This is a genomic window from Methanobrevibacter sp., from assembly GCF_045636185.1.
Lineage (GTDB): Archaea > Methanobacteriota > Methanobacteria > Methanobacteriales > Methanobacteriaceae > Methanocatella.
In genome coordinates this window covers 1-25908 of sequence record NZ_JAZTXC010000021.1, presented here as the reverse complement: position 1 = coordinate 25908, position 25908 = coordinate 1, and the positions used below count along the sequence as shown (strand labels likewise).

The following is a 25908-nucleotide window of genomic DNA, read 5'->3' as shown; positions in this document are numbered from 1 at the left end:
TTTTTTATTCCTTTACATAAACATCTGCACTTTCATCAAATGGATTAGTACGTATGATTAATGCAATCATGTAAGGATAATGCTTATTGAGATATCTTAGATAGTATACCCATTCATGAATTAATTTGTTGTAGACTCTTTGCATATCTCCGTTTAAATGATTGAAGTCGATGTCTGATACTTTGCTTAAATCAGGCCTGTGTTCAAGTTCTTCATCTAAGTGAAGTATTGCATTTAATAAACCAGAAAATTCCTCTTTTTCAAGTAGGTTAGGGTTATTAATTAAACCAACGATGAAATCTCTTTTGTTAATTAATAAATCTCTAATGTTTGTTAAGTATTCTTCCCTGTCTTCCGGTGCAACATTTGCTTTAAATGCAATTTCTGTGTTCTTGATTTCTTTTAATTTATTTTCATAATCTTTGTCTGTCCAATTTTTTATAGATTCCAAATAATTTGTATCTGCTTTATGTGTATTTACACTGCTCAATTGACTTATCAAATCATTTCCTATTTCAGAGAAGAATGTGGACATAATCATATCTAATTTTTCCATCATTGCTTCTTTTTCTTTTTTTGCAATAATCTCATCAAGTACAAATGCTACAATAAGAATATCTACAGGAATGAATCCTAAATGAGTCCAAATGTAGGAAATAACATGTTCAGGATCTTTTAAGATAAGTATGTTTGATCCATAAATAACGATTATTGCTATTACCATTATTATTGAAAACTTAATTTTCCATCTGTTATGGTCATCCATTTTAATCCCCAAAATTTATCTTTTTTTAGCTGTTATTATGGCTATTGGATTTTCACTCATCATCATAATTCCACGGTCTAAAACTCTGCCTTTTGATATATTTACTTCCATGATGCTTGGATTGTAGTTAAGGGCTTTGAGCTTGTTCACCGCTTCAACCTTAGTGTCAACCAATATTGCAGTGACAATTATTCTTCCTTTGGAATTTAACCTGGAGTCAATTAACTCTAAGATGTTTTCCAATTGCCTGCCGCTGCCCCCAACAATGGCAATGTCAATATCATCAACATCATTCAGTGCTTCTGCTCCATCGCCACAGATTAATGTGACATTATCTCCAAGTCCGAATTTATCAAGATTTTTCTGAGTTATTTCAATAGCTTCAGGATTTATATCGATGGAGGTTACACTTTTGGCTCTTTGAGAAAATTCACATGTAATACCTCCAGTTCCACATCCTACATCCACTACATTATCGGTATCTTTAACATCGGATTTGTAGAGTATTATTGCTCTTATGGCTTCTTTTGTAGGGCCTGGAACGTCGCATGATTTAATAAAATCCATATCTTCTAACATTTACTCCCACCTTTTAAATAGATTATTTTCTATGTTTAAAGAGTCCAGTATTTTACCTACGACAAAATTGATTTGTTCGTCAACAGTGTCATGATTTGAATAGAATCCTGGCATTGCAGGTAAAATTATGGCTCCTTCTTGTGATAAGGTAAGCATATTTTGTATATGTGCGGTTCTAAGTGGTGTTTCTCTTGGAACAATTACAGTACGTCTTCTTTCTTTTAAACTAACATCCGCAACTCTTGTGATGGTATTGTCTGCATATCCATTAGCGATTGAGGATAGGGTTTTCATGGAACATGGTACGATAGCCAATGCGTCAAATTTAAATGAACCGCTATTAATTGCTGCAGTCAAATCATCAAACTCATAATAATTGTCTGCCAATTTCATAATGTCTTCTATTTTCCAGTCAGTTTCGCATTTTATTACTGTTCTTGCAGTATCACTAATAATTAAACTATTTTCAATTTTCAATTCTTTTAGAGCTTCAAGTAGTTTTATTCCATATATTACTCCACTGGCTCCGGTTATCGCAACAACAATCATTTTATCACTTAAAATAGTTTTATCTGGTCATAATGTATTCCGTGGAATTTTTCCCTGTCTATTTCCGGCAGATCCAAATAATGATTTAGTTTTAATTTTTTAAATCTTTCTTTTTCTTCTATTGGAACATAAACACTAATGTCAGGAATATTGAATCTCGCTTTGCTTAACGCACCTATAATATTTGAAATCTCAGTCAATGGATATAACTTATTGTCTACATTGACCTGCGTTTTCATTTCATCAAAGCGAGGATATTCTGCAATATTAATGAAAACATAATTTTTGTCCATGTTAAAGTCTTCAGCTATTTCCTCTTCAGCTTTTCTAAGGGTTTTTTGTTCAATCTTGTATAATTTTTCAGGATTTTTAAAGTTATCCAACCTTATGGTCTTTACCCTTTTAGGTATGATACGATTGTCAATTCTATTAATTAAATCCCTAACGATTTCATCGTCACTTTGCCTGAATAGTGAAATAATGTCTGAATCATCGTATTTGTACATGTCCATTTCTTTAATCTTTTCGGAATCTATTTCCTTTTTCAATGCTCTTCTAAACATTGCATTAATAATTCTTGTAGTGTGATGTTGATAGACACTTGGATACATAAAGTATCTTGATACAAGTGCTCCTTCGGCAGCTTGAACTCCTTTAATATCAAGCACTAACCCGTCATCTAATGTTAAATTGGATATGATTCTTTCATAATCAATAACTCCATACGCTACACCGGTATTGTGGGAGTCTCTTAAGAGATAATCCATTCTGTCAACATCTAATTCTCCAGAAATGATTGGGCCCAAAGGTCCGTCTCCGTGAATAATTTCAACTATTTTTTTTGTGTCGAATTTTTTATCAAGTAAGTCATGCATTGATGTTTTTTCACTTACATGTTCTGTAAGCTTTTCATGAGGAAATGAAAGCACTCCCTCAGATACATGGGAAAATGGGCCATGGCCTACATCATGAAGAAGTCCTGAAATCCTAAGCAGTTCAATTTCATCTTCACTTAGGTCTAGTTTAGTAGCTAGTTTGGATGCTAAATTCATTGTTCCAATACAATGTTCAAATCGGGTATGGTTCGCTCCAGGATATATTAAACCAATCAATCCTAACTGTTTAATTCTCCTTATGCGTTGGAATTGTGGCATATCCATTACTTCAACTTCAAATTTAGATAATTTAATATCTCCGTAGACACTATCTCTTATGAATTTATCTTTTTTATCCATATTGGCCACCTCTATAATTCCATGTATTATCTGTCACTTCAATCACGTGACTTGTTGTAGTTCCATTAGTCGTTGTGTTATTAGTAACATGTGTTGTATTGTTAACAACTTTAGGCACTATAATTTCAACATTTTCAATGTGATGTGGTTCAAATGAATCATTTTCAATTGCAATAATCTTTGTAGAATTTGAATTATCAATGACTACAATATTGGCAAATACGCCACTTAATAGAAAGGCGATTAATGCAACGATTGCAAATACACATAAATATGCCTGAGTTGAGGATTTCATAATAACACAATTTTTTATTAAATTTAAGAAATTTCATTTTATTATTTAAGTTTTTAAACTTTACTTGTATTTTATTTTCATTTTAATATTATATATTATTTTCAATTTTTTTTTAGTCTATTTCAAAATCTATTATTCGATTTTCATCTAAAACTTTATATACTTTAAAGTTCAATATATGTTTGTCGGAAGTCGGAAGCCGTATTCCGATATGATTTATAAAATGATAAAATGGTAAGATAAAATGGATGTTTTTAGTGCAGGTGACACAGCATGGATTCTCATATGTACTCTTTTAGTCTTATTGATGAGTATTCCGGCTGTAGCATTTTTTTATGGAGGATTAAGTAAAAGAAAGAATGTTTTAAATACAATGTTTTTAACTTTCATTGCATTTTCAATATTAAGTATAATTTGGGTGATTTTCGGATATCAGTTTGCATTTGGTGAACCGTCATTATATGGATTTATTGGTTCCCCATCCCATTTCTTCCTGCAAGGAATAGGATTAGAGGATTTAACAGGATCAATACCAACACTGCTATTTGTAATGTTTCAGTGTGCTTTCGCAGGATTGACTGCAGCATTAATATCTGGAGCATTAGTCGGAAGGATGAAAACAAGAGCATGGATATTATTTATTATTATATGGGCTTGTTTAGTTTATATCCCTATCGCACACTGGGTGTGGGGTGGAGGATGGCTAATGCAAATGGGTGCTCTGGATTTTGCAGGTGGAACAGTTGTTCATATTAATTCAGGGGTTTCTGCATTGGCAGTAGCATTAGTTTTAGGAAGAAGAAAAGATATATCATTAATTCCACATAATCTAGGATATGCAGTACTCGGTGCAGCATTACTCTGGTTTGGATGGATGGGATTCAATGGTGGTTCAGGCCTTGCAGCAAACGGTCTTGCAGCAAATGCAATAATAGTATCTAACGTATCCGCTGCAACAGCATTAATCGTATGGACATTATTAGATACATTTATTGTTGGAAAACCAACTGTTTTAGGTGCAATTTCCGGTGGAATAGCAGGTTTGGTTGCAATTACTCCGGCAGCAGGATTCGTTGATGTTTTCGGTGCATTAATTATTGGTGCTATAGCTCCATTAATTTCATATTTCGCAATTTATTCCCTAAAAGCAAAACTCGGTTATGATGATGCTTTGGATGTATGGGGAATTCACGGTATGTCAGGAATATGGGGTGCTATCGCAACAGGAATATTTGCAGTACCTGCAATTGGTGGAACTGCAGGATTGATATATGGAAATCCTGAACAGGTTCTAATACAGATTATCAGTGTAATAGCAACAATGGCATATGCATTCACTATCAGTTTCGTGCTTGCTAAAATAATAGATAAAACCGTTGGAATTAGAGTTGAAGAATCAGAAGAAATCGGAGGATTGGATTCAAATATTCACGAAGAATCAGCATACAATTTAAACTAGGATGATTTAAATGAAAAGTGTAGTTGCAATAATAAGACAAGAAAAATATCAGGATGTAAAAAAAGCATTATTGGAAGTAGGCTGTGAAGGAATGAATGTTTCCGAAGTCAAAGGAAGAGGAAGCCAACGTGGTATTAAGGAATCATATCGTGGATCTAGTTATTGTATTGATTTAATTCCAAAGACACGTATTGAAATTATCGTAAAAGATGAAGGTGTGGATTTGATTGTAAATGCAATAAAAAACTCAGCCCATACTGGAAATATAGGAGATGGAAAAATATTTATTTATCCTGTTGATAATGTAATTAGAATTAGAACAGGTGAAGAGGGTGATGGTGCAGTTTAATACTGCACTATTGCTAAATTTGTTTTTTTTTATTTGAAATTATTTAAATATTGTTGATTTTTTTTATAAAGTTTTTTTTTGATGTAAAATTTTAAAAAAAGAATGTGGTGCAGCTAAATCTGCACAACACCATAAATATCGTTCGTATTGACCCAAGTGTCAATTCCCTTTGTTTGATGCATGGTACCGTTTATGTTTTCATATTCGACATTGGTATTATCACTAGTTAAATGAACCCTGTCTCCGTTAATTTCTGAAACTCTTTTGACAATGGTTCCATATTCTGTTGAATTAGCCACTACAATATTTCCCACTTGAATGCTTTTTGTTTTTAAAACCGTAATGGTTTGACCATCATTTAATGTTGGATACATTGATGATCCTTCAACATGGAATATCAATGGAATTTTATCTTTACCTAAAGGAGTGTTAACAGTAAGTTTTACATTATTAAGACCATGGGCAAGACAAATTCTTAAAATTCCTTGTTTTAAACTAGTAATATCACCATCTGGGCTATGTATTGTTTGCATTGTATAATTGCATATCTCTTGATTTAGTTGATTTGTATCTACCCCTGCAAATGGTGAAATTATTGTTTGGGATGTTACATTTTCTCCATCTATATTCACAGTAACGGAATCTCCAGCAAATAGGAAATATCCTCCTGCAACAAATAAAATTAATATTATAATACCTACAGCTAAAGTACCCTTACTAGCCATTTAAATCACCTTATTCCATGATATTTAAATCCATATTTAATAATGCTTTCATTGTTTCAATATCAATTTGTCCTGGAGCAGTAGCATCTCTGCCTGCGGCAAAAGTAATTGGTGAGTTAAATTTAGAGGCCATGACTCTAGTGTAACTGCCTAAATCGCTCATGGAAATGGCAATAGTATTGTCGCAGTGAGAAAGAATAGCTAATATTTTCAAAGTATCATCTAAATCATTTGGCATAAATGCAACTTTGGCAATATCTCCAAGCTCTAATTCTTTTTTAACAATGTAAGTTATTTCATCAATTTCTGGAGTTTTTTCAAAATCATGGTATGATACGATTGTCTTTACTCCAGTATCATGAATCATATTGATGTATTTGTCATCACTTTGAAGTTCAATATCCACATATTCAACTAAATCAGCACATTTGTATAGAATATCAATTCTTTCTTCTTCAGAGCCTTTAAAAGATCCTCCTTCAGTTGATATTCTATTGGTTGCAATCATTGGGAAATTAATTTCTTCAATAACTTGTTTAATTTCTTTAAAATCAGGATTTTTAAGTGCATCAATTCTGAACTCCAAAACATCAGCACCTTTTTTAATGCAATCATTTGCAACTTCTATTACTTCATCAATTTTTGTTTGAAAAATTGGAATTGCTATTTTAGTTTGTGAATACATTATAAATATTTTTGAATATTGTTATTAATTAATTTTTTCTAAAATTTTTGTCATTTCGAAAGAGAAAAAAAATAAAATAATGTTTATGAATTTTCTTCATAAACATCTATGCTTCGATTTTGGAAGAATTTGATAATTGCCGGTACAATTAACATCACAAACAATGGGAACATGAAGAAATTTAAAAGATTTGAAATTTGTGGATTGAAACTGCTTTTAATTAATGGATATAAAATGTTCATAATAATCATATATCCGATATAAGCACCACCAATTCTTAAAAATCTACGTTCAATAGGTCCTTCACAGGAAAATTTGATGAATCTTCTTTCAATTACCCATGATATTAATATACCCATACAAAATCCTACGTCCTTATATGCTTCAAGAGCCATTTTAGCAGGTTCAACAATTAATTTACCTGCAGCATTATAATCCATTGGATATGATTTAAATGTAGCATATGCTATAAGCAAGATAGAAAATACTATTCCTGCACCCAATAAAATTAAGTCAAAATTAGGGTTATCATCTAGTTTATCAAATAATTTTCCAACAATCCATAATGATGCAAAGGCAATTATTAAACCGACAACAATATCCAATAAACTGTGAACTCCCAGATAACAACGGGAAAAACAGATTAATACTAAACAGATTATTGAAAAAATTTTAAATCCTTTTGTGAAATTTCCTTTAAGAAATGTTCCCAGGAACAATATTCCAGAAGATGTTGAATGTCCACTAGGAAGTGAATATCCAGTCGCATCTTTCAAAGCTCCTTCGTAAGGATGAATTTTAGAATCTTGAATCCAAGGACGATATACACATGTTGTAAGTTTAATAAAACTATTTAAAAGACGTGAAAATGCAAAAGATACCAACAGGTATTCTCCAAATTTTTTGTCATACGCCCAATAGAGTATTCCTATTAAAAACAGGATTATATGTATATTTCCAAATTCTGTACAGCTCATGAAAAATTGGTCAAAAAAACCTCCCGAAGCTTCACGCAATCCCTGTAAAAATAACAAAAATGCACTTGTTAAAATTCAAATCACCTCTATTTTAATATATATTTCATTATCCTTTTAATAATTTTGAAAGTTCTTTGCTTAATATTTATATAAATTAACTAACATAATATATTACAGATAAAATTTAATTATTTTATTAATTTTTTCAAATTAAATATTAAAGGTGTTATTTTGAAAATTACAGCTATAGGGGCTGACATTTCTAAAAATGATGTGTCCTGTAGTACTGCATTAACTGAAAATATAGAACAAAATCTCTATAGTATTATTGAATTAGGAGCAAGCCATGCTGCTTTAACTAATGTCACTGGTGATGATGTTGTTGTCAGTGCTTTTGTTGAAGATGATTTGCTTGAAGATATTAATGGAGGCATTGTTAATCTTTTAAAATACTGTGCCGAAAGTCTAGGGGATTTGTCCGGAATTTCAGATAGTGAGTCCGATGCTGGTGAAGGAATATCCTATGCGGAAGCTAAAATTCGTCCAGGATATTACTCTGATGCAATTGTTTTAGGTTTTGATACTTATGGTGGAGAGCCTTTTGTAGCTGATGTTGCAAACTCAGCTATTAAGGCAGCTAAGGGAATGGACGATTTGACTGATGTGTCTGATTTGATTGAAGCCAAATCTAGAAAAATCCCTGGTGTAGGATATGTATCTTCTGAAACAGATGATCCTGTTGTAGTGGCTACAGTTGAGAATATAGAGTCTGTTGGTGTAATTGCAGGTGCTATGATTGGAGCAGCACTTGGAAATAAGAATACTTATTTGGTTGAAAGGGGAACAACTTGCAATGTATTGCCGGGTAGCGTAATCTTTTCCGCCACTGCATTTATGAACGGCAATGTTATTGATCTGGCAGTTCCATTTCAAAATAAAACAAGAATTTTACGTTAATTAAGGTGTTATAGTATGATTTTTTTAGATAAGGATACAAAGTGTTTAGTTCAAGGAATCACTGGAAAACAAGGTTCTTTTCATACGGAACAAATGTTAAAGTATGATACATGTATTGAAGCTGGTGTAACTCCTGGAAAAGGAGGCCAAGACTTTTTAGGTGTACCAATTTTCAATTCTGTTGAAGAAGCTACTGAAGAAACTGATGTTAACTCTTCAATAATTTTTGTTCCAGCAAAATTTGCAAAAGATGCTGCGTTTGAATCAATTAAACATTTAGATATGGTTATAATCATATCTGAACACATTCCTATCCATGATTCTATGGACATTATGGCTTATGCAAATAAAATGGATACTGTAGTTATCGGACCTAATACTCCAGGAGTTATTTCTCCGGGTGTTGGAAAATTAGGAATTATGCCTACCCACATCTTTAAAGAAGGAAATGTTGGTGTAATTTCAAGAAGTGGTACTTTAACTTATGAAATAGCTAGTGAACTTACCCGTGCCGGAATTGGTCAAAGTACATGTGTTGGAATTGGTGGAGACCCAGTCATAGGTACCAATTATATTGAAGTTTTGAAAAAATTTGAAGAAGATGACGGTACGGATGCTGTTGTTTTAATTGGTGAAATCGGAGGTAATGCTGAAGAGAATGCTGCTGAATTCATTAAAAATGAAATGACAAAACCTGTTGTGTCATACATTGCAGGAAGAACTGCACCTCCTGGAAAAAGAATGGGTCATGCAGGTGCTATTATCCAGGGTAATACAGGTACCGTAGCCAGTAAGACTGAAGCTTTAAATAATGCTGGTGTTGAAGTAGCTAAAATGCCTTCTGAAATTGTAGAATTAATTAAAAAGGAAATTTAAAATGAATCGCTCAGAAATTATTGATAAATTATTAAAAGGTGAAATGAAGCTTTATCAGGTTGATAAAGAGGTTTCAGCTAAAGAAGCTACAGATATTAGGCGTGAGTTTCTAGAAAAGAAATATTCTATTAATTTGGATAATATCTCTAATTATAGTTTAGACATGGAAAGGGCTTCAGCCAGAAACATTGAAAATTCTATTGGAGTTTTACAACTGCCTATGGGAATTGCAGGTCCTTTAAAAATTAATGGGGATAACTGCAATCGTGAAGTATTTGTTCCTCTTGCAACCTCTGAAGGAGCACTTGTGGCTTCAATCAACAGGGGAGCTTCCACTATAACTGCATCAGGTGGTGTTAATGCTCATGTATTATCAGATATTATGACACGTGCACCAGTTATTAAAACTGAAAATGCTACACAATCCATGGAAATTAAACAATGGTTTATTGATAATTTCGATGAATTAAAAGAAATTGCCGAAAGTACAACTTCACATGGTAAGCTTCTGAAAATTGATCCGATATTAATTGCAGGTTCCTATGTTTATCCCCGTTTTGTTTTTTCAACTGGAGACAGTATGGGTATGAACATGGTTACAATTGCAACAGAAAAGATTTTAGATAAATTGGCTAGTGAAACTTCTGCTCGCCATATTGCTTTAAGCGGCAATGCATGCGTTGATAAAAAACCGGCAGCAATTAACATTGTTGAAGGCAGAGGAAAGAGTGTTGTTGCAGATATTTTAATTCCTAAGGATATTGTTAATAAAAAATTAAAGACTACTGCTGAGGCAATGGAAGAAGTTAATGTCGCTAAAAACTTAATCGGTTCTGCAGTCAGTGGAGGTCTAGCTTATAATGCTCATTATGCAAATATGGTTGCGGCAATATTTTTGGCTACCGGTCAGGATGCTGCTCATGTTGTTGAAGGATCTCTTGGTATTACAACTGCTGAAGCACGTGATGGGGATTTATACTTCTCTGTTAACTTACCGGATTTACCTGTTGCAACTGTGGGTGGAGGAACAAGTCTGGAAGTTGCAAATGAAGGATTAAATATTTTAGGTGTTGCAGGTTCAGGCAAGGCTCGTGAATTTGCTGAAATTGTTGCTAGTACAGTTCTTGCAGGAGAATTATCTTTAGTTGGTGCTTTGGCGGCAGGACATTTAGCAAGAGCACATCAAGAACTTGGAAGGGGTTAGATTATGGAAGAACTTGATGATTTACTTTTACCTGAAATCAATTTGGAAACTGATGATATTATAATGAATATTGCAGTAAGAAAAGATTATTCTGAAATTGAGGATTTAAACGAAAGAAAAAAGGAATTTATCAAAGATTTAAAAGCTTTCATTGATGAATTTAATCAAACTGAAGAATCTTTAGAATTTATGAAGTATTATGATTGATTTTTTGAGTCAATTAATTCCAATACTTCACTAATATTTACTTTTGTTTCGTAACATCCAGTTTTTGTAAGTAAAACTCCCTGTGGAGAAAAGTCAGAAAGCAACATCATCACTTGATTTAAGTCTTCATGACATGCCACTCCAATAACTCCCTTGAACTTATTTTCCATTACTATTTTTTTAACGAAGCTTGATCCAGGTACAATATATATTTTATATCCTTTTGGTTGAGCTTTCTTTTTGATAACACCAATGGAACATAATCCGCAGCAGGTACAATTAATACCCTCTTTTTGAAGTGTTGCAGGACAGTCTCTATGCCTTAAGCAGTGAGGCAAAAAGATTAATGTTTTGTTGGCAGGAATGTCTTTAAACTTTTTCTTGTTAAGGTCATTTCTTATTTCAATACTCATGTTGTCAATTAAATGATCATCAAGTTTTAAAAGTTTGGCTATTGATTTGAATGGTGAGTAAAGAGTATCAATTATGAATAATATGGCTTTTGGAAATATTACAATGTCTTTTTTAATAAACATTCTTCCAAAAACCAGGGCTATAATAAATAATATGACAACTATGATAGCTATTAAAACTAATAATTGTCCTAAAAATGTATATATCCATGTAAAGTCATTCATGTTAAAACCTTTCAATAGTATATTCGTTATGGTTTCTATTTAGTTTCACGCCAGTTGCTGTTTTGGCAATAGATAAGCCAGATAAGGAATCGCATGAACATAATACGTCCTGTTCAGGGTGTGTTCCTGGTGTAATGTTACAGTTTAAGTTTACTTTTTCGCCTACGGACAATACTTGAGCTAATCTTTTAGTTGAGGGGTGATTCTTATTTAAGATTACGATTGGTGAGTCTTCTTCACGGGTTAAATATGCCTGTGCTCTAATAGCTCTTTTATCTTTTTTGAAATTGGATACTGCTATGATATCATCTTTTTCAAGAAATTGGACTATTTCTTCATTATCTTGTGTTGCTATAAAAAGCATTTTATTGTCATGGGCTATTTTTACAATGCCAACAGTACCGCTTTCTCCCTCTAGGAATAATATCTCATCATAACCAAAATCAATTTTCATTTCAATCCCAAAAAAATAAAAAAAGAAGAATAAATAATTATTTATTCTTTAGCTTCTACGTTGTCACTTTGGCAAGATGGACAAACAACTTTCTTACCAAGTCCTTTAAATTCATTTCCACAGTCTAAACATCTATATCTTTTTGTTTTCAATTTGTTTAAATCAATATCGGCCATTGGCCCACCACTAGAACACATTTTAAAATCACCTATATAATATTATAATATAATTATATAATTAAATTTTTCTTTTGTTCCTTCTGGTTTTAAAATCTAGTTGCTTTATTTTATCAAAAATTTTTTCTTCTTTTTTAATGGAATATAAAAGTCTATAGAAGAACAATGACTGATTTAATAAATCATCATTTTCATATTCAACAGCTAATCTTTCTAAATTTTCAATTATAAAAGAATCCGGCTCTAATTTAATGTGTTTACTTTTCAGTAACTCTTCACAATTTTTTTCATTTAATATAATGTCATTATTGCTTTCAAGCTGTTTGATTCGCTCTTGTGTAAAGTAATCCTTTTCATATTTTAAGCTATATTTATAACATGCTATTGCCAATTCGATGTTGTTCTCTTCATAATAATAGAATCCTAAATTTCTATAGCATTTAGCAAGTTCATATCCGGAATAGGCGTATTTGAGTGCATCCATGGTATAAAAATAAAATTTGTTAAATGTAGGGGTTCTCATTTTATAGATATCACATAATTCTAGAATTATTTTTGTTGAAACTGGATTTAATTTAAGCGCTTCCTTTAAAGCTATTTCTGATTCTTCTAATCTTGAAGCATCTCTTAAAAGGAATCCATAGGCATAATATAGATCTTCTAATGGTTGATTATCAGGAATGTATCTTAGCTCCTTTTTACATCCCACATATTCATTAAATATCAATTCTTCTAGAGGATTTGAAAAACTGTGGTATTCATTAATCTTATCGTTTTCATATAATTTGGGGTGTGTTTTCAAAAAGGAGTCCAGTTTTTCCAATGCCTTTTTGTAGTCATTGTTTTGGATATAAAACTCGGCTTCAATCAATACTTCCTTAATGGGATTTTCCTCTTCAACAATTCTTGCGAATTCTTCTTGTTCTTCAGGAGTTAAACATTCCCAAATCATTCTGGAAATCTCTTTAATTATTTCTGTTGAATATTCATGGGTTTTATAAATTTCTATTTGAGATATTAAATATTTGCGGTTTAAATCCTTGTTTTCACCAAGGTTTCTTTTTATATCTTCAATGACTTTTTGATACATATAATATATTATATGTACTTTCTCTTTTAAAATTTTAAGAGTTTTCAAATTTTTAATATTCATTTTGAAATTTCAAATTGGACTTTAATAGTTTTTTATTTTCGATATATTCATTTAATGTTTTATTTTTAAATTTATTGGGATGCAAGCAATTACTTACTTTCAAAAAACTTTATATAATATTTTTTTAATATATAAACTTAATTAAGTCTATGTAATTAAAAATAAACAATATTTGTTACATTTAACTTTGCAATAATCTTTTTGGAATTGTTATTATGAAAAAAATTGTGACTTTATTAATAATTTCTATTGCATTAATTGGTGTAAATGTTGTTTCCGCATCTTCTGATGTGGACGGATTTAATGGAGAAATCCCTATTATGGGCGCTGATAGTTTCCATGATTCTTTAAATTTTCCTTTAGCAACTGTTAACATCCCCTTAACAGGTCCTTTCAGTGTACCTATGGGTACTGATGCTTTAGGAAATTCTTTCGGTTTTCCGTTTGTTGCTGCAGCAGATGTTCCTACAGATGACAATGGCAGAATTGATAATCCATTAAATGGTCCTTTCAGTTTACCTGTAAGCAATGTTGGTATTCCGTTGAACGGCCCTATCAGCATGCCTATTGTTGGTGTTGATGTTGAAGGTCCTTTAGGTTTACCGATTATTGAATCAGATTTCCCATTTTAAATCTATTAGACATTAATTTTTAAATTTCCCCATATTTATGGTGCTTTTAATTAAGCACTTATTTCTTTTTTAATTTATTTTTTAAAAATTTATCAATTTTATTCTGAATTTTCTTTGATAAGGTAATCTTTTTATATAACCACAAATCAATATTATTAATGTATAATGTTTAATACAATTATTATAAATTAATTTTAAAGGTGAAAATATATGGCAAATCAACCAATATTTATTCTTCCTGAAGGAACTGAAAGATATTCTAAAAGAGATGCTTTAAGAATGAACATTACTGCTGCTAAAGTGTTAGCAGGTATTGTAAGAACTACTCTTGGTCCTAAAGGAATGGACAAAATGCTTGTTAATGGTATGGGTGACATTACCATTACAAATGATGGTGCAACTATCATGAGAGAAATGGATATTGCACAACCGGCTGCACGTATGCTTGTAGAAACTGCTAAAAAACAAGAAGAAATTGTTGGAGATGGAACTACTTCTGTTGTCGTTGTTGCTGGTGAATTATTAGCTAAAGCTGAAGAATTATTAGAAGATGGTATCGCAACTTCTGTTGTTGTTAAAGGATTTAGAAATGCAACTGCTAAGGCTGTTGAAATATTAAATGATATAGCTATCGATGCTGATGATAAAGAAACCCTTATAAGTGTTGCTTCAACTGCAATGAGTGGTAAAGGATCAGATTATGCAAAAGATCATTTAGCTCAATTAGTTGTTGAAGCTGCTTTAAGAATTGAAGAAGATGGAGTATCCGATATAGATAACATTAATATTCAAAGAGTTTCTGGAGATTCTGTAGAAGATTCCTTCTTGGCTGAAGGTATTGTAATTGATAAAACTCCTGTTTCTAAAAACATGCCTGAAACTGTTGAAAATGCAAAAATTGCAATCATGAAATATCCTATTGAATTAAAAGATATCAATACCGATACCAAAATCGACATAACCTCTCCTGATCAATTTGCTGCATTTTTAGATAATGAAGAAGAAATGATTAAAGAGTTAGTTAATCAAGTTATCGATTCCGGTGCTAATGTATTGTTCTGTCAAAAAGGTATCGATGATTTAGCTGAACATTACCTTAAAAAAGCAGGCATCATGGCATTTAAAAGAGTTAAAAAATCAGATATGGAAAGAATTCAAAAAGCTACCGGTGCTAAATTAGTCACTGATATTGAAGATTTATCTGCTGATAAATTAGGTAGTGCTGGAAAAGTTTACCTTGAAAAAGTATTCGACCATAAATTAACATTCATTGAAGAATGTGAAAATCCAAAAGCATCCTCAATTGTTTTAAGAGGAAGTACCCGTTATGTTACTGAACAAATCGCTAGAGCTTTAGATGATGCTTTAGGTGTAGTAGCAGCTACTATCGAAGAAGGTAAAGTTCTCATTGGTGGAGGAGCTTGTGAAATAGATTTAGTAAAAGCATTAAGAGATTATGGTGAATCTGTAAGTGGAAGAGAACAATTAGCTATTTTAAAATATGCTGAAGCTTTAGAAGTTATTCCAAGAACCTTAATTGAAAATGCAGGTTTGGACACCATTAACTTAATTGCTGATTTAAAAGCTGCTCACGAAGACTCAAATGCTATTGGAATTAATGTATTCACTGGTGAAGTTGTAGATATGAGGGAAGCTGGTGTTATTGAACCTTTAAGAGTTAAAGTTCAAGCTCTCCAATCTGCTGGTGAAGCTGCTGAAATGATACTCCGTATTGATGATATGATTGCAGCAAGAAATGCATTAACTTCCACTGGTCCTGATGAGTCTGGAAATGATGATAGTGGTATGCCTCCAATGCCTGGTGGAATGGGCGGAATGGGCGGTATGCCTCCAATGATGTAAAATTGATTTACATCTTTTATTTTTTCTTTTTTTAGTATTAAATTATTGATTTTAATTAAATATTGTTATATAATACTTAATTTTAATATTAATAGTAATTTAAATATCAAATTTGATATAAGAACTGTTTTATTTATGATTTTACTATCAATATATTTTGTTATCCTAGTTAATTAAATCATATCTTTTTAACTTTTTAATGTTCTATTTACGATTATTTTCCATTATTTTATTATTTTCACCTATTTTAAATATTTTTTTTTGAAATTGCTTAATTATGAGCCAATTAACTAAACAAATAACTTTATATAAGATATTCTTAATAGTATTAGTATAATGGAAAATAGTATTTTTCCATAGTTGTTAAATACGTTATGATGGAGGTAAAGTATTTTGAAAAAACGAATATTTTTAGCGTTGATTATATTAATCGCATTTGTGTCGGTTGGTGTTATCTCCGCAAGTGAAATAAGTGTAAATGACACCTATGTTGGCCAAGATGCATCTGGTGATCTTTTGGCTGTTGAAAATTTAAATGTGGGGTCAGATTCTTCAAATAATTTATCAATTAACAACGTTGATACAAACTTGGATGAAAACACTATTGGTGTAAATGATGATGATACAATAGGTGTAAAAATCGATGCACCTGATATAACTTTATATTATAAAAATGGAACAAAACTTGTAGCTACCTTAAGTGATGAAAATGGAAATAAGTTAGCTAATCAAAGTTTAATATTCGCAGTCTCTGGTGTTGATTATGTTAGATCTACTGATGTAAATGGACAAGCTTCACTTGCAATCAATTTAATTCCTGGAGATTATGGAATTGGTGTAATTTATAAAGGTAATGGTACTTATTCAGAAGATTCAACTACTGCTTCATGTACTGTTTTACCTACTATTCAAGGTCACGATATAACTAAATATTACAGAAATGATACTCAGTATTATGCTACCTTTTTGGATGGTCAAGGTAATCCATTAGCTAATACTGATGTTAATTTTAATATTAATGGAGTATTCTATACTCGTAAAACTAATGATAATGGTATTGCTAGATTAAATATTAACTTATTACCTACTTCCTACATATTAACTGCAATACATCCTAATGATGGTTACTTATCTTCTAATAACATTACTGTATTGCCTACTATATATGGTGAAGATTTGGTTAAGGTATATAAGGATGACCATCAGTATTATGCTACCTTTTTGGATGGTCAAGGTAATCCATTAGCTAATACTGATATTACTTTTAATATTCATGGTGTATTTTATACACGTACTACTAATAATGATGGTATTGCTAAATTAAACATTAACCTAAATCCAGGTGAATATATAATAACTTCATATAATAGTAATGATAATTATACATTTGCTAATACTATTACTGTATTAGGTTCATCAGCTACCCGTATTATAACTAATGACTATAACTATACTTCTGGTGACATTCAAACTATTACTGCTGAACTTGTTAATGAGTTAGGTTATGGTATTCCTAATAAGGAGATTGTTATTTATGCAGGTAGTACTGCAACTCCAGTTACAACTGATGATAATGGTATAGCTACTATTGAAGAGGACTTGATACCTGGTACATATACTGTTGAGTATGTCTATGAAGGTGATGCAGTATATAGATCATCAAGTGCAACTAGTACTCTTAATATAATTGAAGGTATTCCAGTCTACTTTGATATAGGTAATACTACTTTATATTATAATAAGAAAGAGACTTTTGATGTTACTGTACATGCTGAAACTAATGATACTCTTGCTAACATGCCACTTTACTTTACAATTAATGGCGTAACCTATACAAGAACTATTGATGAAAACAATACTGCAAGAATAACTATTAATTTAAATCCTGGAATTTATGATGTAAAATATGAATTTAATAGTCCGGGTTATCAAGATACTTGGGATTCTACACAACTTCTTGTAATTAATAGCAGTACATCTACATTAACTGGTGAAGATACTATTGTTGAGTATGGTATTGGTGAAAAATTCCCTGTTGAGTTAACTGTAGATGGTATTCCATTAGCAGATAGAGAAGTAATATTCAATATCAATGGTGTAAATTATACTAGATATACTAATGAATTTGGTTTTGCTTCTTTAACAATCAATCTTAATACAGGAAAATATCTTGTAAAATATTATTATAATGGTGAAGATAGGATAAATCCTTCAAGCGGTCAAGCATATGTTACAGTTAAGAAAAAAATTCCAACTTCAATTGAATGGGATTCTTCAACTACATTTGTAGACATGACTAATATTCCTTTGCTTGTATCATTATATGATGAGAATAATAATCCGATTGCTAACAAGAATATTTACTTCACAATCGGTTCAAAAGAATACAGTCCTGTTGTTACTAGTGAATATGGTATGGCTGAACTTACTGTAGATTTAGTTCCTGGCACATATTTTGTTGCATATGACTTTATAGGTGATGATGACTATACTGGTTCCGGAGGTGTGACTCAGATTATTGTAACCACTTACGGTTCCCGTGGATATGGTTACTGGTCATTTGGAGCAGATATGTATAATATTGATTTGTCAACATTCGAAACTTTAGGAACATCTGACATTTTCTTAAACTTCTATGCATTCCAATTGTATGGTGAGTCCGCTGTAGTATCATGGATTGAAAACGCAAAAGCTCATGGAATAAATACACACATTTGGATGCAAGTATTCTACAGTGGCGGTTCATGGGTCAATCCAGTATCTGGTGGATCAATTAATCAAGCTTACTTCAATACTATTATTGATGAGGCCAAATATTATGCAGGCTTACCTGGTGTAGTTGGTGTTCACTTTGATTATTTAAGATATCCTGGAAATGCTTATCAAACTTCTGGCGGAACTGCAGCAATTAATGAATTTGTAAGACAAGCTTGTGAAGCATGTCGTGCTGTAAACCCAAATATTATAATGTCTGCAGCTGTTATGCCTGAGACCACTGATAACATTTATTATTATGGTCAGGATATTCCAACAATTTCCAAATATTTGGATGTAATTATACCAATGCAATATAAAGGAAATTATAATGCAGGAACAAAATGGCTTGTTTCAACAACAAAATGGTTTATCGAAAACTCTAACGGTGCTGAAATCTGGTCTGGTTTACAGTCATATTTATCCGATGACAATCCTACAAAATTGACATACACAGAACTTTTCGATGACGCACAGACTGTTGTTGATAATGGTGCAGATGGTGTTATCTTATTCAGATTTGGTTTATCACAATTCTTGAACTTCAATGATTTGGATAGTCCTGCTTATGGAGATCCGGTTAGTGTAAATGATGTTATAACTGCTGCTTTATATATAAAAAATTATATTGAAAGCAACTATGTATTACCGGGTAAGGTTCCTGTAGGAACTTCACAATATTCTGTACCTCAAATCTTATACTTAATGAGTCAGGCAACATTAATGGCACATGGTGATATTCCTAAAGATAATATTTCTGCAATCCGAGTAACTGAACCTAATAATTCAACAGGTGATGAACTTTATAAGAATTTCGATACAAGCATGTATGTTTACCTTGCTACTACAGTCAGTAATTATTGTTTAGTTAATAATCAGGCTCCGAATTCCATCCCTACACAGGAGGGCGAAATAAGCTATAAAGAATTAGTTTATATGTTTTCCAGAGTTTTAACTTATTACGGTATTAATGCACGCTTGCCTGCAGAAGTATACATTGGTGTTTTCTTGGAAAAACCAAACTTAACTGTTAATATGATGCCAAGTTATTCTATTGAGGAGTATTCATATCAGAATTATACAACTACTTGGTTGAACTACTGTCCATACTGTGGACACTATGGTGTTTTACTTGTTAATCCAAAACACACATATGAAGGTGAATTGACTTGTGCAGACTGTGATTGTGATTACTGTGGTGTTACAGGACATGAAAAAATCATTGGATCTGATTTGGTGTTAACTAGACTTTCCGAGTCTGTTCCTTTAATCCCTGGTGGAGGTGGTGATGTCGTCTCTATTGGAAGTATTATTACTGGAGCATCATATATAGCACAATATTATAAAGATAATGAGAATTTCCCTGAATATGTTGTTGTAGAGGAAGGCAAGTACACAATGCCACAATTCCTATACTTGATGGATAAGGCTATTGTACAGATTAATGCAGGCGATTTTACTCCGATTACTTTGATTGATATGGATGATCCGTCTAATTCAGGAGACTTTATGGATGGATATTTAACCAAAGAGGAATATCTTGATGTTGCAAGCAGAGTTTACAAATTCATTGAAAACAATGGTGTTGTTCCGGCTTATGCTTCATCATCATTAGGTAGAATAGCATATGTTGAATTAGTTGATTTATCTGCACGTATATTGGACTATTATAGTGAAAACTTTGGTTTGCCAACTTCTGCTCATGTTATATATCAAGGTGGCTCTTCAAAATCCATTGCTGAGTTATCCAAATCATTGATTGTAGGGCAAACTACAGATAGGGGTAAAGCTACCGCTTTATTTAACTATGTAAGAGATGAAATTGCATACGAGTTCTACTATGATACTCAAAAAGGTGCTGAAGGTACTTTAATTGCAGGATCAGGAAACTGTTGTGACCAAGCTCAATTGCTTGTTGCTATGGGAAGGTCAGTCGGTTTGACTGTTAGATTCGATACTGGATACTGTCATTTCTCAAGCGGTTCATGGTACGGACATGTATGGACCCAATTCTTAATTGATGGTGTTTGGGTTAATGCAGATCCAACTAGTAACAGAAACTCATTTGGTGTAATTGTCAATTGGGATACTTCCTCATACACTGATAGAGGAACATATGATATCTTGCCTTATTAGACATAAACCACAAAATATTGATTAAAATAGTTAATAATTAATTTTATTAACTTATTTTTTCTATTTTTTTTTAAAATTAGCCTTCTAATTTTTAGGTTAACCAAAACTTTTTTATACTCTAAAAATAAATATATTATTATTTATATTGTTAGGTGGATTTTTCATGGCTGATGATAAGATTAGTGAAAATATTGAAGAATATTTGGAAGTTCTTTATAGAAATGGAAGTAATAAAGAACAAGTATCAACCACAACTCTTTCTAATGAATTGAGCATTGCGCCTGGTAGTGTAACTCAAATGCTTAAAAAATTAGAAGATTTAGGTTATATTAACTATACTCCTTATAGGGGTGCTTCTTTAACCGATGAAGGAATGCAAATTGCTCAAAAAATTACAAGAAAACATAGAATTTTAGAGAAATTCCTATTGGAAGTTCTAAAAGTCAAAGAAGAAAATGTCCACGAACAAGCATGTGAAATGGAACATACATTATCTGATGAAGCTGAAAGGGCTTTATGCAATATGCTGCAACATCCGGACTTATGTCCTGATGAAAATATAATTCCTGCATGTAACTTTGATTTTGATAGTTGCCAGCAATGTTTTTCAGTTAAAGACTTTGACAATATAATTAACAGGCAATTTAATTTGCTTTCAATATCTGAATTAAATCCTGATACATCAGGAACAATCTCCTTTATTCGCGGAAATGATGAACTATTGGATTCTATTTTAGAAACTGGAATAGTTATTGGAAATAATATTCATTATTATAATACTGATGGAGATGAATACTTAGTTAATATTGAAAATGAAGAATTTTCTCTTCCACCTGAAATGGCAAATAATATCTTTATTAGAGTTTAAACACTCTAATCTTTTTTTATTATTAAATTTTTTTTTCAAAAACCAATATTTTATATAGCATCAAAATTATAATATAAGCATTACATATAATTTTTTTCTTTTAATGGTGTTTTAATGCGCGGTAATTTATCTAATGAAATAGTATCAATTAAAATAGAAGAAGGTAGTAAAAGACCTATTGCCTTACATGAGAAAAGTTTTTTTGGTAAAATAGAAGAGGACACACTGTATCTTTCTTTGATTGAAGCTTGTTATTTGCTGGAAAAAGATCGTTTGGATATTTATGAAGATGATGTTCAGTGCAGTCTGTCATTTTTCTTAGACCTTTTAAAAGAAAAGGATTTGTATGGAAAATATATTGTTTACCGTGATTTAAAGGACAGGGGATATGTAATTAAAACGGGATTCAAGTATGGTTCCGAATTCCGTTTATATGATAGGGGCAGGTCTCCTGGTAAAGGCCATTCCGATTATTTGGTCAAGATAGTTTATGAGAATTTTGATATCAATGTCCTTGATTTTTCAAGTTATGTCAGGGTTTCTCATGGTGTTAATAAAAAATTGTTGTTGGCTATAGTTGACGATGATTTTGACATAACATACTATAATGTGGAATGGACTAGACCATAGTTTTAATTCGAGAAAGCTATTATATTTTGGTATGTAATTAAACTTACTATAATAATTATTGCTTAAAAATTTAATTTAATGTAGTTATATGAAGTAAGGTGAAAAATATGATTGATCCATGGACATCAACAAGTGTAGATTATGAAAAGTTAATCAATCAGTTTGGTATTGAAAAGATTTCAGATATTTTGGCAGACATTAAAGACCCTCAAAGGCTCATGAAAAGAGGGGTTGTTTTTGGACATAGGGAATTCAATGAAATTAATAATTTGATAAATAAAAAGGAAGATTTTGCAGTTGTAACAGGGATGATGCCAAGTGGACAAATGCACATTGGTCATAAGATGGTGGTTGACCAATTGATTTGGTATCAGCAGAAAGGTGCGATGTTATCACTGCCAATAGCGGATTTGGAATCATATGCCGCAAGGGATATGAGCTTTGAAAAAGGAAAAAAGATAGCTGTTGAGGAATACTTAACAAATTGGATTGCATTGGGTCTTGACTTGGAGAAAGATAATGTTAACGTATACCTCCAGTCCCAGAATAAATCATTGTTTGATTTGGAATTCAAGGCATCAAGAAAAACAAATTTCAATCAGCTCAAAGCTATTTATGGATTCAATGAATCAACCAATATGGCTCATATGCAGGCTCCTTTAATGCAGGTGGCAGATATTCTGCTCCCGCAGATAGAAGAATTTGGAGGTCCAAAAAAGGTTGTAGTGCCTGTTGGAGTTGACCAGGATCCCCATATCAGATTAACAAGGGATATTGCCCACAGATTAAATGAAGAGATGGGCTTTATTCAGCCAGCATCCACTTACCACAGATTTTTAACGGGTTTGACTGGAGACAAGATGAGCAGTTCAAAGCCTAATACTGCAATTTATCTTAATGAAACCCCTGAAGTTGCAGCCAAAAAAGTAAAAACGGCAAAAACCGGCGGAAGGGAATCACTTAAAGAGCAGGAAGAATTGGGTGGTGAAGTGGATAAATGTGTAATTTATGAAATGTTGCTTTACCATTTGATTGATGATGATGGCGAGCTTGAAAAAATTCGTGAGGAATGCTTAAGCGGCAACTTGCGTTGCGGTGATTGTAAAGCAAAAACTGCAGAATTGATGCAAAAATACTTTGAGGATTTAAAAGACAAGCAGGTTGAGGCATCAGAAATTGCTAAAACAATTATATAATGAAGTCAAAGTAGCTTTTTTGGAGAATAAATCAGCTATTTTAATTTCATTTTTTATTCTATTTTTCTCTTTAATTTTAGGATATCTATTGGCTCCTTATCTTTATAGCTATTTAAATCCTGTTGTGGATGATTTAACGCAAAAAGTACAGACTGGAGTAATACAGCTAACTTTTACAGACATATTCTTGAATAATGTCTGGATTATAATTCAGATGTTTATATATGGACTGTTTTTATGTGTATCTGTCCTTATTTTGGCTTATAATGGATTTTTCGTAGGTTATTATGTGGCAATTAGTGATAATATGTATAAGGTCCTGGCCATGCTGATACCTCACGGAATATTTGAATTGACATCATGCATACTGGCCTGTTCATCAGGGTTGGTACTGTTCAATTTTCTTTTTAGGTTTTTGTATAAAAGTTATTTAAAAGAAGATTTGACTTTAAAGAAGTCATTTAATAAAAATCTTTATAAATTAAAGCATGCAATAATTATTTTTTTAGTGTCTGTAGTGTTAATGGTTATTGCAGGATTTGTAGAAGCCTATTTAACAATTCCAATAGCTTATTTTTTACTAGGTGTTTAATTTTTTAATTTTCAAGGATAATTTTTTATATTATGATTTAAATAGATAATATAAGATTTATTTTTAATTTAATTTTTTTAGTGATATTTATGATACGTTGTGTTTCATGCGGAGCAGAATATGATGATGACGAAGTGATTTACACCTGTGAAAAATGTGGAAGTGTACTTGAGCTTGTCAGTGACATTGATGTTTCTAAAGATATATTTGATGGTAGAAAAGATACTTTATGGAAATTTAAAGAGTGTATACCAGTAGACGAAAGTAAAATTGTTTCTTTAAACGAAGGAGGAACACCATTCTGCAAATGTGATAAATTAGGTGAAGAACTTGGTGTTAACTTATATGTTAAGGTTGAAGGTTCCAACCCTACTGGAAGTTTTAAAGACCGTGGTATGACAGTTGGTATGACCAAAGCTATGGAATTGGGAGTAAGCACTGTTGGCTGTGCTTCAACTGGTAACACCTCCGCTTCCCTTGCAGCTTATGCTGCTCGTGCAGGATTACGTTGCATTGTATTTTTACCTTCTGGAAAAGTTGCTTTAGGTAAACTGGCTCAGGCAATGTTCCATGGTGCAGAAGTAATGTCTATCAATGGTAATTTTGATGAAGCACTTGAAGCCATGACTGCTCTTGCTTTAGAAAAACATCTTTACTTATTGAATTCAATTAACCCTTACAGATTGGAGGGTCAGAAAACTATCGGTTATGAAATTTTAAGAGATCTCGGATGGCAATCTCCTGACAGAATAATCTTGCCTGTTGGTAATGCAGGAAACATCTCAGCTATTTGGAAAGGTGTTTCAGAGTTTTATAATGCAGGTTTTGTTAAAGATTTGCCTATGATGACAGGTATTCAGGCTGAAGGCGCATGTCCTGTTACCAATGCGTTTAAAAAAGGTGACAGAAGAGTTGTACCTGTTGAAAATCCTGAAACCATTGCAACTGCAATTCGTATTGGTGCACCTGTAAGTGACATTAAAGCGTTGAATGCAATTTATGATTCAAATGGTTACTCTGAAACCGTAACTGATGAAGAGATTTTGGATGCTCAAAAGTTACTTGCAAGAACCGAAGGTATTGGTGTTGAACCGGCTTCTGCAGCTTCAATTGCTGGTCTTAAAAAATTGGTTGATCAAGGTGTAATTGATAAAGGTGAAACCATTACCTGTGTTGTAACCGGACATTTACTTAAAGATCCAAATACTGCTATTGATGCTTGTACCAAGCCAAAAGAGGTTGATGCAGACATTGATACTTTAAGAAAAATTTTAATGGATAAATAAATTTTTCTTTTTTTTATTTCTTCTTATTTTTCAAATTCTTTTAAATTTTTTTTCTAATTTTTTCTATAACTAACTAATATAAAAATATACAATATTTCAATTATTGCCTTATGAATGATTAAAAAGTGTAGTGTAGTTGGTGATATATATCAAAATTTGACCAATTTTGACCAATAGATTTATATATGGGAAAGTTTAAACTATTACTATAAAAAAATGAGGTGAAAATATGGAATTACCAATTGCTCCTGTCGGAAGAATCTTAAAAAACGCTGGTGCAGCTAGAGTAAGCGACGACGCTAAAGAAGCATTAGCAGAAGCAATCGAAGATTACGGTAACGAAATCGCAGCAAAAGCTGTCGGATTCGCACGCCACGCTGGCAGAAAAACTGTAAAAGCAGAAGATATCAAATTAGCAATTAAATAGATGTGTTCTGTTTAGTAAGAGTGGATAGTAATTTTTTAATTACTATCTTTTTTCTCTAAAAACTTCTTTTTTTGTATTATTTTTGTAATTTTATTGATTTTTTTATGTTTTTATTAGTAAGTATATTTTTTTTAAAGTAATTCTGCATTATTCTTTGTTGATAGTATACACATGTTTCATATGGTATTCTCTTTTTTTAAGAAATTTCTTTTGTAAATATTGTTCTGCTTTTGTAAATTT

General features: G+C 31.9%; 27 protein-coding genes. 15 read left to right on the top strand and 12 right to left on the bottom strand.

From position 1 onward, the window contains the following. Nucleotides 1-4 precede the first annotated feature (4 nt). From ACKI3Q_RS01720 to ACKI3Q_RS01700, 5 genes are read right to left on the bottom strand one after another with little or no spacing between them, the layout of a single operon-like run. Nucleotides 5-766: a hypothetical protein gene (locus tag ACKI3Q_RS01720; RefSeq protein ID WP_407413683.1), complete on the bottom strand. Its 762-nt coding sequence runs from the start codon at nt 764-766 to the stop codon at nt 5-7. A gap of 15 nt (nt 767-781) precedes the next feature. Beyond that, nucleotides 782-1345: a precorrin-6Y C5,15-methyltransferase (decarboxylating) subunit CbiT gene (gene cbiT, locus ACKI3Q_RS01715; RefSeq protein ID WP_407413681.1), complete on the bottom strand. Its 564-nt coding sequence runs from the start codon at nt 1343-1345 to the stop codon at nt 782-784. After that, nucleotides 1346-1894 (bottom strand): UbiX family flavin prenyltransferase, encoded by a 549-nt coding sequence (locus ACKI3Q_RS01710; RefSeq protein WP_407413679.1) that lies wholly within the window; start codon nt 1892-1894, stop codon nt 1346-1348. It abuts the gene before it with no gap. Nucleotides 1895-1902: 8 nt separating this feature from the next. Further along, complete coding sequence (locus ACKI3Q_RS01705) at nt 1903-3129, bottom strand: HD domain-containing protein (RefSeq protein WP_407413677.1); 1227 nt, start codon at nt 3127-3129, stop codon at nt 1903-1905. After that, the gene (locus tag ACKI3Q_RS01700; protein ID WP_407413675.1) at nt 3122-3424 is read right to left on the bottom strand and encodes a hypothetical protein; all 303 of its coding nucleotides are present in this window, start codon (nt 3422-3424) and stop codon (nt 3122-3124) included. Before ACKI3Q_RS01700 ends, ACKI3Q_RS01705 begins: the two co-directional genes overlap by 8 nt. A gap of 244 nt (nt 3425-3668) precedes the next feature. On the opposite strand from ACKI3Q_RS01700, the gene ACKI3Q_RS01695 reads away from it, so the two are divergent. Both ACKI3Q_RS01695 and ACKI3Q_RS01690 read left to right on the top strand, forming a co-directional pair. Next, a complete protein-coding gene (locus tag ACKI3Q_RS01695; protein ID WP_407413673.1) occupies nt 3669-4883 on the top strand; it encodes an ammonium transporter in 1215 nt (404 codons plus the stop codon). 10 nt (nt 4884-4893) lie between these two features. Further along, nucleotides 4894-5232, top strand: a complete 339-nt coding sequence (locus ACKI3Q_RS01690; RefSeq protein WP_407413671.1) for a P-II family nitrogen regulator — start codon at nt 4894-4896, stop codon at nt 5230-5232. A 113-nt stretch (nt 5233-5345) separates the two neighbouring features. Here the strand turns inward: ACKI3Q_RS01690 and ACKI3Q_RS01685 are convergent, their stop codons facing one another. From ACKI3Q_RS01685 to ACKI3Q_RS01675, 3 genes are all read right to left on the bottom strand, one after another. Continuing rightward, the gene (locus tag ACKI3Q_RS01685; protein WP_407413669.1) at nt 5346-5957 is read right to left on the bottom strand and encodes a S24/S26 family peptidase; all 612 of its coding nucleotides are present in this window, start codon (nt 5955-5957) and stop codon (nt 5346-5348) included. Between the two features lie 10 nt (nt 5958-5967). Further along, nucleotides 5968-6642 (bottom strand): type I 3-dehydroquinate dehydratase, encoded by a 675-nt coding sequence (gene aroD / locus ACKI3Q_RS01680; RefSeq protein WP_407413667.1) that lies wholly within the window; start codon nt 6640-6642, stop codon nt 5968-5970. Nucleotides 6643-6725: 83 nt separating this feature from the next. After that, the gene (locus tag ACKI3Q_RS01675; RefSeq protein ID WP_407413665.1) at nt 6726-7676 is read right to left on the bottom strand and encodes a phosphatase PAP2 family protein; all 951 of its coding nucleotides are present in this window, start codon (nt 7674-7676) and stop codon (nt 6726-6728) included. Nucleotides 7677-7850: 174 nt separating this feature from the next. On the opposite strand from ACKI3Q_RS01675, the gene ACKI3Q_RS01670 reads away from it, so the two are divergent. The 4 genes from ACKI3Q_RS01670 to ACKI3Q_RS01655 are packed head-to-tail and all read left to right on the top strand — an operon-like array spanning nt 7851 to nt 10863. Then, nucleotides 7851-8576: a hypothetical protein gene (locus tag ACKI3Q_RS01670; RefSeq protein ID WP_407413663.1), complete on the top strand. Its 726-nt coding sequence runs from the start codon at nt 7851-7853 to the stop codon at nt 8574-8576. 15 nt (nt 8577-8591) lie between these two features. Continuing rightward, nucleotides 8592-9452 (top strand): succinate--CoA ligase subunit alpha, encoded by an 861-nt coding sequence (gene sucD / locus ACKI3Q_RS01665; RefSeq protein WP_407413661.1) that lies wholly within the window; start codon nt 8592-8594, stop codon nt 9450-9452. A 1-nt stretch (nt 9453) separates the two neighbouring features. Continuing rightward, nucleotides 9454-10656: a hydroxymethylglutaryl-CoA reductase (NADPH) gene (gene hmgA / locus ACKI3Q_RS01660; protein ID WP_407413659.1), complete on the top strand. Its 1203-nt coding sequence runs from the start codon at nt 9454-9456 to the stop codon at nt 10654-10656. A 3-nt stretch (nt 10657-10659) separates the two neighbouring features. After that, on the top strand, nt 10660-10863 hold the full coding sequence (locus ACKI3Q_RS01655; RefSeq protein WP_407413657.1) for a hypothetical protein: 204 nt from the start codon (nt 10660-10662) through the stop codon (nt 10861-10863). Here the strand turns inward: ACKI3Q_RS01655 and ACKI3Q_RS01650 are convergent. The 4 genes from ACKI3Q_RS01650 to ACKI3Q_RS01635 all read right to left on the bottom strand — a co-directional run bounded on the left by ACKI3Q_RS01650 (nt 10854) and on the right by ACKI3Q_RS01635 (nt 13221). Next, nucleotides 10854-11501 carry a DUF116 domain-containing protein gene (locus tag ACKI3Q_RS01650; protein ID WP_407413655.1) on the bottom strand — a complete coding sequence of 216 codons (648 nt, stop codon included), beginning with the start codon at nt 11499-11501 and terminating at the stop codon, nt 10854-10856. The two genes, ACKI3Q_RS01655 and ACKI3Q_RS01650, sit on opposite strands and share 10 nt — an antisense overlap. Nucleotide 11502: 1 nt before the next feature. After that, nucleotides 11503-11955: a hypothetical protein gene (locus ACKI3Q_RS01645; protein WP_407413653.1), complete on the bottom strand. Its 453-nt coding sequence runs from the start codon at nt 11953-11955 to the stop codon at nt 11503-11505. Between the two features lie 41 nt (nt 11956-11996). After that, nucleotides 11997-12131 carry a hypothetical protein gene (locus ACKI3Q_RS01640; RefSeq protein ID WP_296890490.1) on the bottom strand — a complete coding sequence of 45 codons (135 nt, stop codon included), beginning with the start codon at nt 12129-12131 and terminating at the stop codon, nt 11997-11999. Nucleotides 12132-12192: 61 nt separating this feature from the next. Continuing rightward, nucleotides 12193-13221 (bottom strand): hypothetical protein, encoded by a 1029-nt coding sequence (locus ACKI3Q_RS01635; RefSeq protein WP_407413651.1) that lies wholly within the window; start codon nt 13219-13221, stop codon nt 12193-12195. 278 nt (nt 13222-13499) lie between these two features. Here ACKI3Q_RS01635 and ACKI3Q_RS01630 point away from each other — a divergent pair, with 278 nt between their 5' ends. From ACKI3Q_RS01630 to ACKI3Q_RS01590, 9 genes are all read left to right on the top strand, one after another. Next, nucleotides 13500-13916, top strand: a complete 417-nt coding sequence (locus tag ACKI3Q_RS01630) for a hypothetical protein (RefSeq protein WP_407413649.1) — start codon at nt 13500-13502, stop codon at nt 13914-13916. Nucleotides 13917-14126: 210 nt separating this feature from the next. Continuing rightward, on the top strand, nt 14127-15779 hold the full coding sequence (gene thsA, locus ACKI3Q_RS01625) for a thermosome subunit alpha (RefSeq protein ID WP_407413647.1): 1653 nt from the start codon (nt 14127-14129) through the stop codon (nt 15777-15779). A gap of 393 nt (nt 15780-16172) precedes the next feature. Then, nucleotides 16173-20669, top strand: coding sequence for a transglutaminase domain-containing protein (locus tag ACKI3Q_RS01620; protein WP_407413645.1), 4497 nt, complete (start codon nt 16173-16175; stop codon nt 20667-20669). Between the two features lie 163 nt (nt 20670-20832). Continuing rightward, nucleotides 20833-21537: a metal-dependent transcriptional regulator gene (locus tag ACKI3Q_RS01615; RefSeq protein ID WP_407413643.1), complete on the top strand. Its 705-nt coding sequence runs from the start codon at nt 20833-20835 to the stop codon at nt 21535-21537. Between the two features lie 114 nt (nt 21538-21651). Next, nucleotides 21652-22167 carry a tRNA-intron lyase gene (gene endA, locus ACKI3Q_RS01610; protein WP_407413641.1) on the top strand — a complete coding sequence of 172 codons (516 nt, stop codon included), beginning with the start codon at nt 21652-21654 and terminating at the stop codon, nt 22165-22167. Nucleotides 22168-22274: 107 nt separating this feature from the next. Beyond that, a complete protein-coding gene (locus ACKI3Q_RS01605; RefSeq protein ID WP_407413639.1) occupies nt 22275-23363 on the top strand; it encodes a tryptophan--tRNA ligase in 1089 nt (362 codons plus the stop codon). Then, nucleotides 23329-23955, top strand: a complete 627-nt coding sequence (locus ACKI3Q_RS01600) for a stage II sporulation protein M (protein ID WP_407413637.1) — start codon at nt 23329-23331, stop codon at nt 23953-23955. Before ACKI3Q_RS01605 ends, ACKI3Q_RS01600 begins: the two co-directional genes overlap by 35 nt. A gap of 89 nt (nt 23956-24044) precedes the next feature. Continuing rightward, nucleotides 24045-25241 carry a threonine synthase gene (gene thrC / locus ACKI3Q_RS01595; protein ID WP_407413635.1) on the top strand — a complete coding sequence of 399 codons (1197 nt, stop codon included), beginning with the start codon at nt 24045-24047 and terminating at the stop codon, nt 25239-25241. 229 nt (nt 25242-25470) lie between these two features. Next, complete coding sequence (locus ACKI3Q_RS01590) at nt 25471-25668, top strand: histone family protein (RefSeq protein WP_058738942.1); 198 nt, start codon at nt 25471-25473, stop codon at nt 25666-25668. Nucleotides 25669-25908 lie beyond the last annotated feature (240 nt).

Excerpts from the sequence above, each read along its gene's own strand:
- ACKI3Q_RS01685 (WP_407413669.1), bottom strand. The coding sequence starts at position 5,957 with ATGGCTAGTAAGGGTACTTTAGCTGTAGGTATTATAATATTAATTTTA.
- ACKI3Q_RS01695 (WP_407413673.1), top strand. The coding sequence starts at position 3,669 with ATGGATGTTTTTAGTGCAGGTGACACAGCATGGATTCTCATATGTACT.
- endA (WP_407413641.1), top strand. The coding sequence starts at position 21,652 with ATGCGCGGTAATTTATCTAATGAAATAGTATCAATTAAAATAGAAGAA.
- hmgA (WP_407413659.1), top strand. The coding sequence starts at position 9,454 with ATGAATCGCTCAGAAATTATTGATAAATTATTAAAAGGTGAAATGAAG.
- sucD (WP_407413661.1), top strand. The coding sequence starts at position 8,592 with ATGATTTTTTTAGATAAGGATACAAAGTGTTTAGTTCAAGGAATCACT.
- ACKI3Q_RS01630 (WP_407413649.1), top strand. The coding sequence starts at position 13,500 with ATGAAAAAAATTGTGACTTTATTAATAATTTCTATTGCATTAATTGGT.
- ACKI3Q_RS01705 (WP_407413677.1), bottom strand. The coding sequence starts at position 3,129 with ATGGATAAAAAAGATAAATTCATAAGAGATAGTGTCTACGGAGATATT.
- ACKI3Q_RS01635 (WP_407413651.1), bottom strand. The coding sequence starts at position 13,221 with ATGTATCAAAAAGTCATTGAAGATATAAAAAGAAACCTTGGTGAAAAC.
- ACKI3Q_RS01655 (WP_407413657.1), top strand. The coding sequence starts at position 10,660 with ATGGAAGAACTTGATGATTTACTTTTACCTGAAATCAATTTGGAAACT.
- ACKI3Q_RS01640 (WP_296890490.1), bottom strand. The coding sequence starts at position 12,131 with ATGGCCGATATTGATTTAAACAAATTGAAAACAAAAAGATATAGATGT.
- cbiT (WP_407413681.1), bottom strand. The coding sequence starts at position 1,345 with ATGTTAGAAGATATGGATTTTATTAAATCATGCGACGTTCCAGGCCCT.
- ACKI3Q_RS01690 (WP_407413671.1), top strand. The coding sequence starts at position 4,894 with ATGAAAAGTGTAGTTGCAATAATAAGACAAGAAAAATATCAGGATGTA.
- ACKI3Q_RS01710 (WP_407413679.1), bottom strand. The coding sequence starts at position 1,894 with ATGATTGTTGTTGCGATAACCGGAGCCAGTGGAGTAATATATGGAATA.
- aroD (WP_407413667.1), bottom strand. The coding sequence starts at position 6,642 with ATGTATTCACAAACTAAAATAGCAATTCCAATTTTTCAAACAAAAATT.
- thrC (WP_407413635.1), top strand. The coding sequence starts at position 24,045 with ATGATACGTTGTGTTTCATGCGGAGCAGAATATGATGATGACGAAGTG.
- thsA (WP_407413647.1), top strand. The coding sequence starts at position 14,127 with ATGGCAAATCAACCAATATTTATTCTTCCTGAAGGAACTGAAAGATAT.
- ACKI3Q_RS01720 (WP_407413683.1), bottom strand. The coding sequence starts at position 766 with ATGGATGACCATAACAGATGGAAAATTAAGTTTTCAATAATAATGGTA.
- ACKI3Q_RS01615 (WP_407413643.1), top strand. The coding sequence starts at position 20,833 with ATGGCTGATGATAAGATTAGTGAAAATATTGAAGAATATTTGGAAGTT.
- ACKI3Q_RS01700 (WP_407413675.1), bottom strand. The coding sequence starts at position 3,424 with ATGAAATCCTCAACTCAGGCATATTTATGTGTATTTGCAATCGTTGCA.
- ACKI3Q_RS01590 (WP_058738942.1), top strand. The coding sequence starts at position 25,471 with ATGGAATTACCAATTGCTCCTGTCGGAAGAATCTTAAAAAACGCTGGT.
- ACKI3Q_RS01645 (WP_407413653.1), bottom strand. The coding sequence starts at position 11,955 with ATGAAAATTGATTTTGGTTATGATGAGATATTATTCCTAGAGGGAGAA.
- ACKI3Q_RS01605 (WP_407413639.1), top strand. The coding sequence starts at position 22,275 with ATGATTGATCCATGGACATCAACAAGTGTAGATTATGAAAAGTTAATC.
- ACKI3Q_RS01650 (WP_407413655.1), bottom strand. The coding sequence starts at position 11,501 with ATGAATGACTTTACATGGATATATACATTTTTAGGACAATTATTAGTT.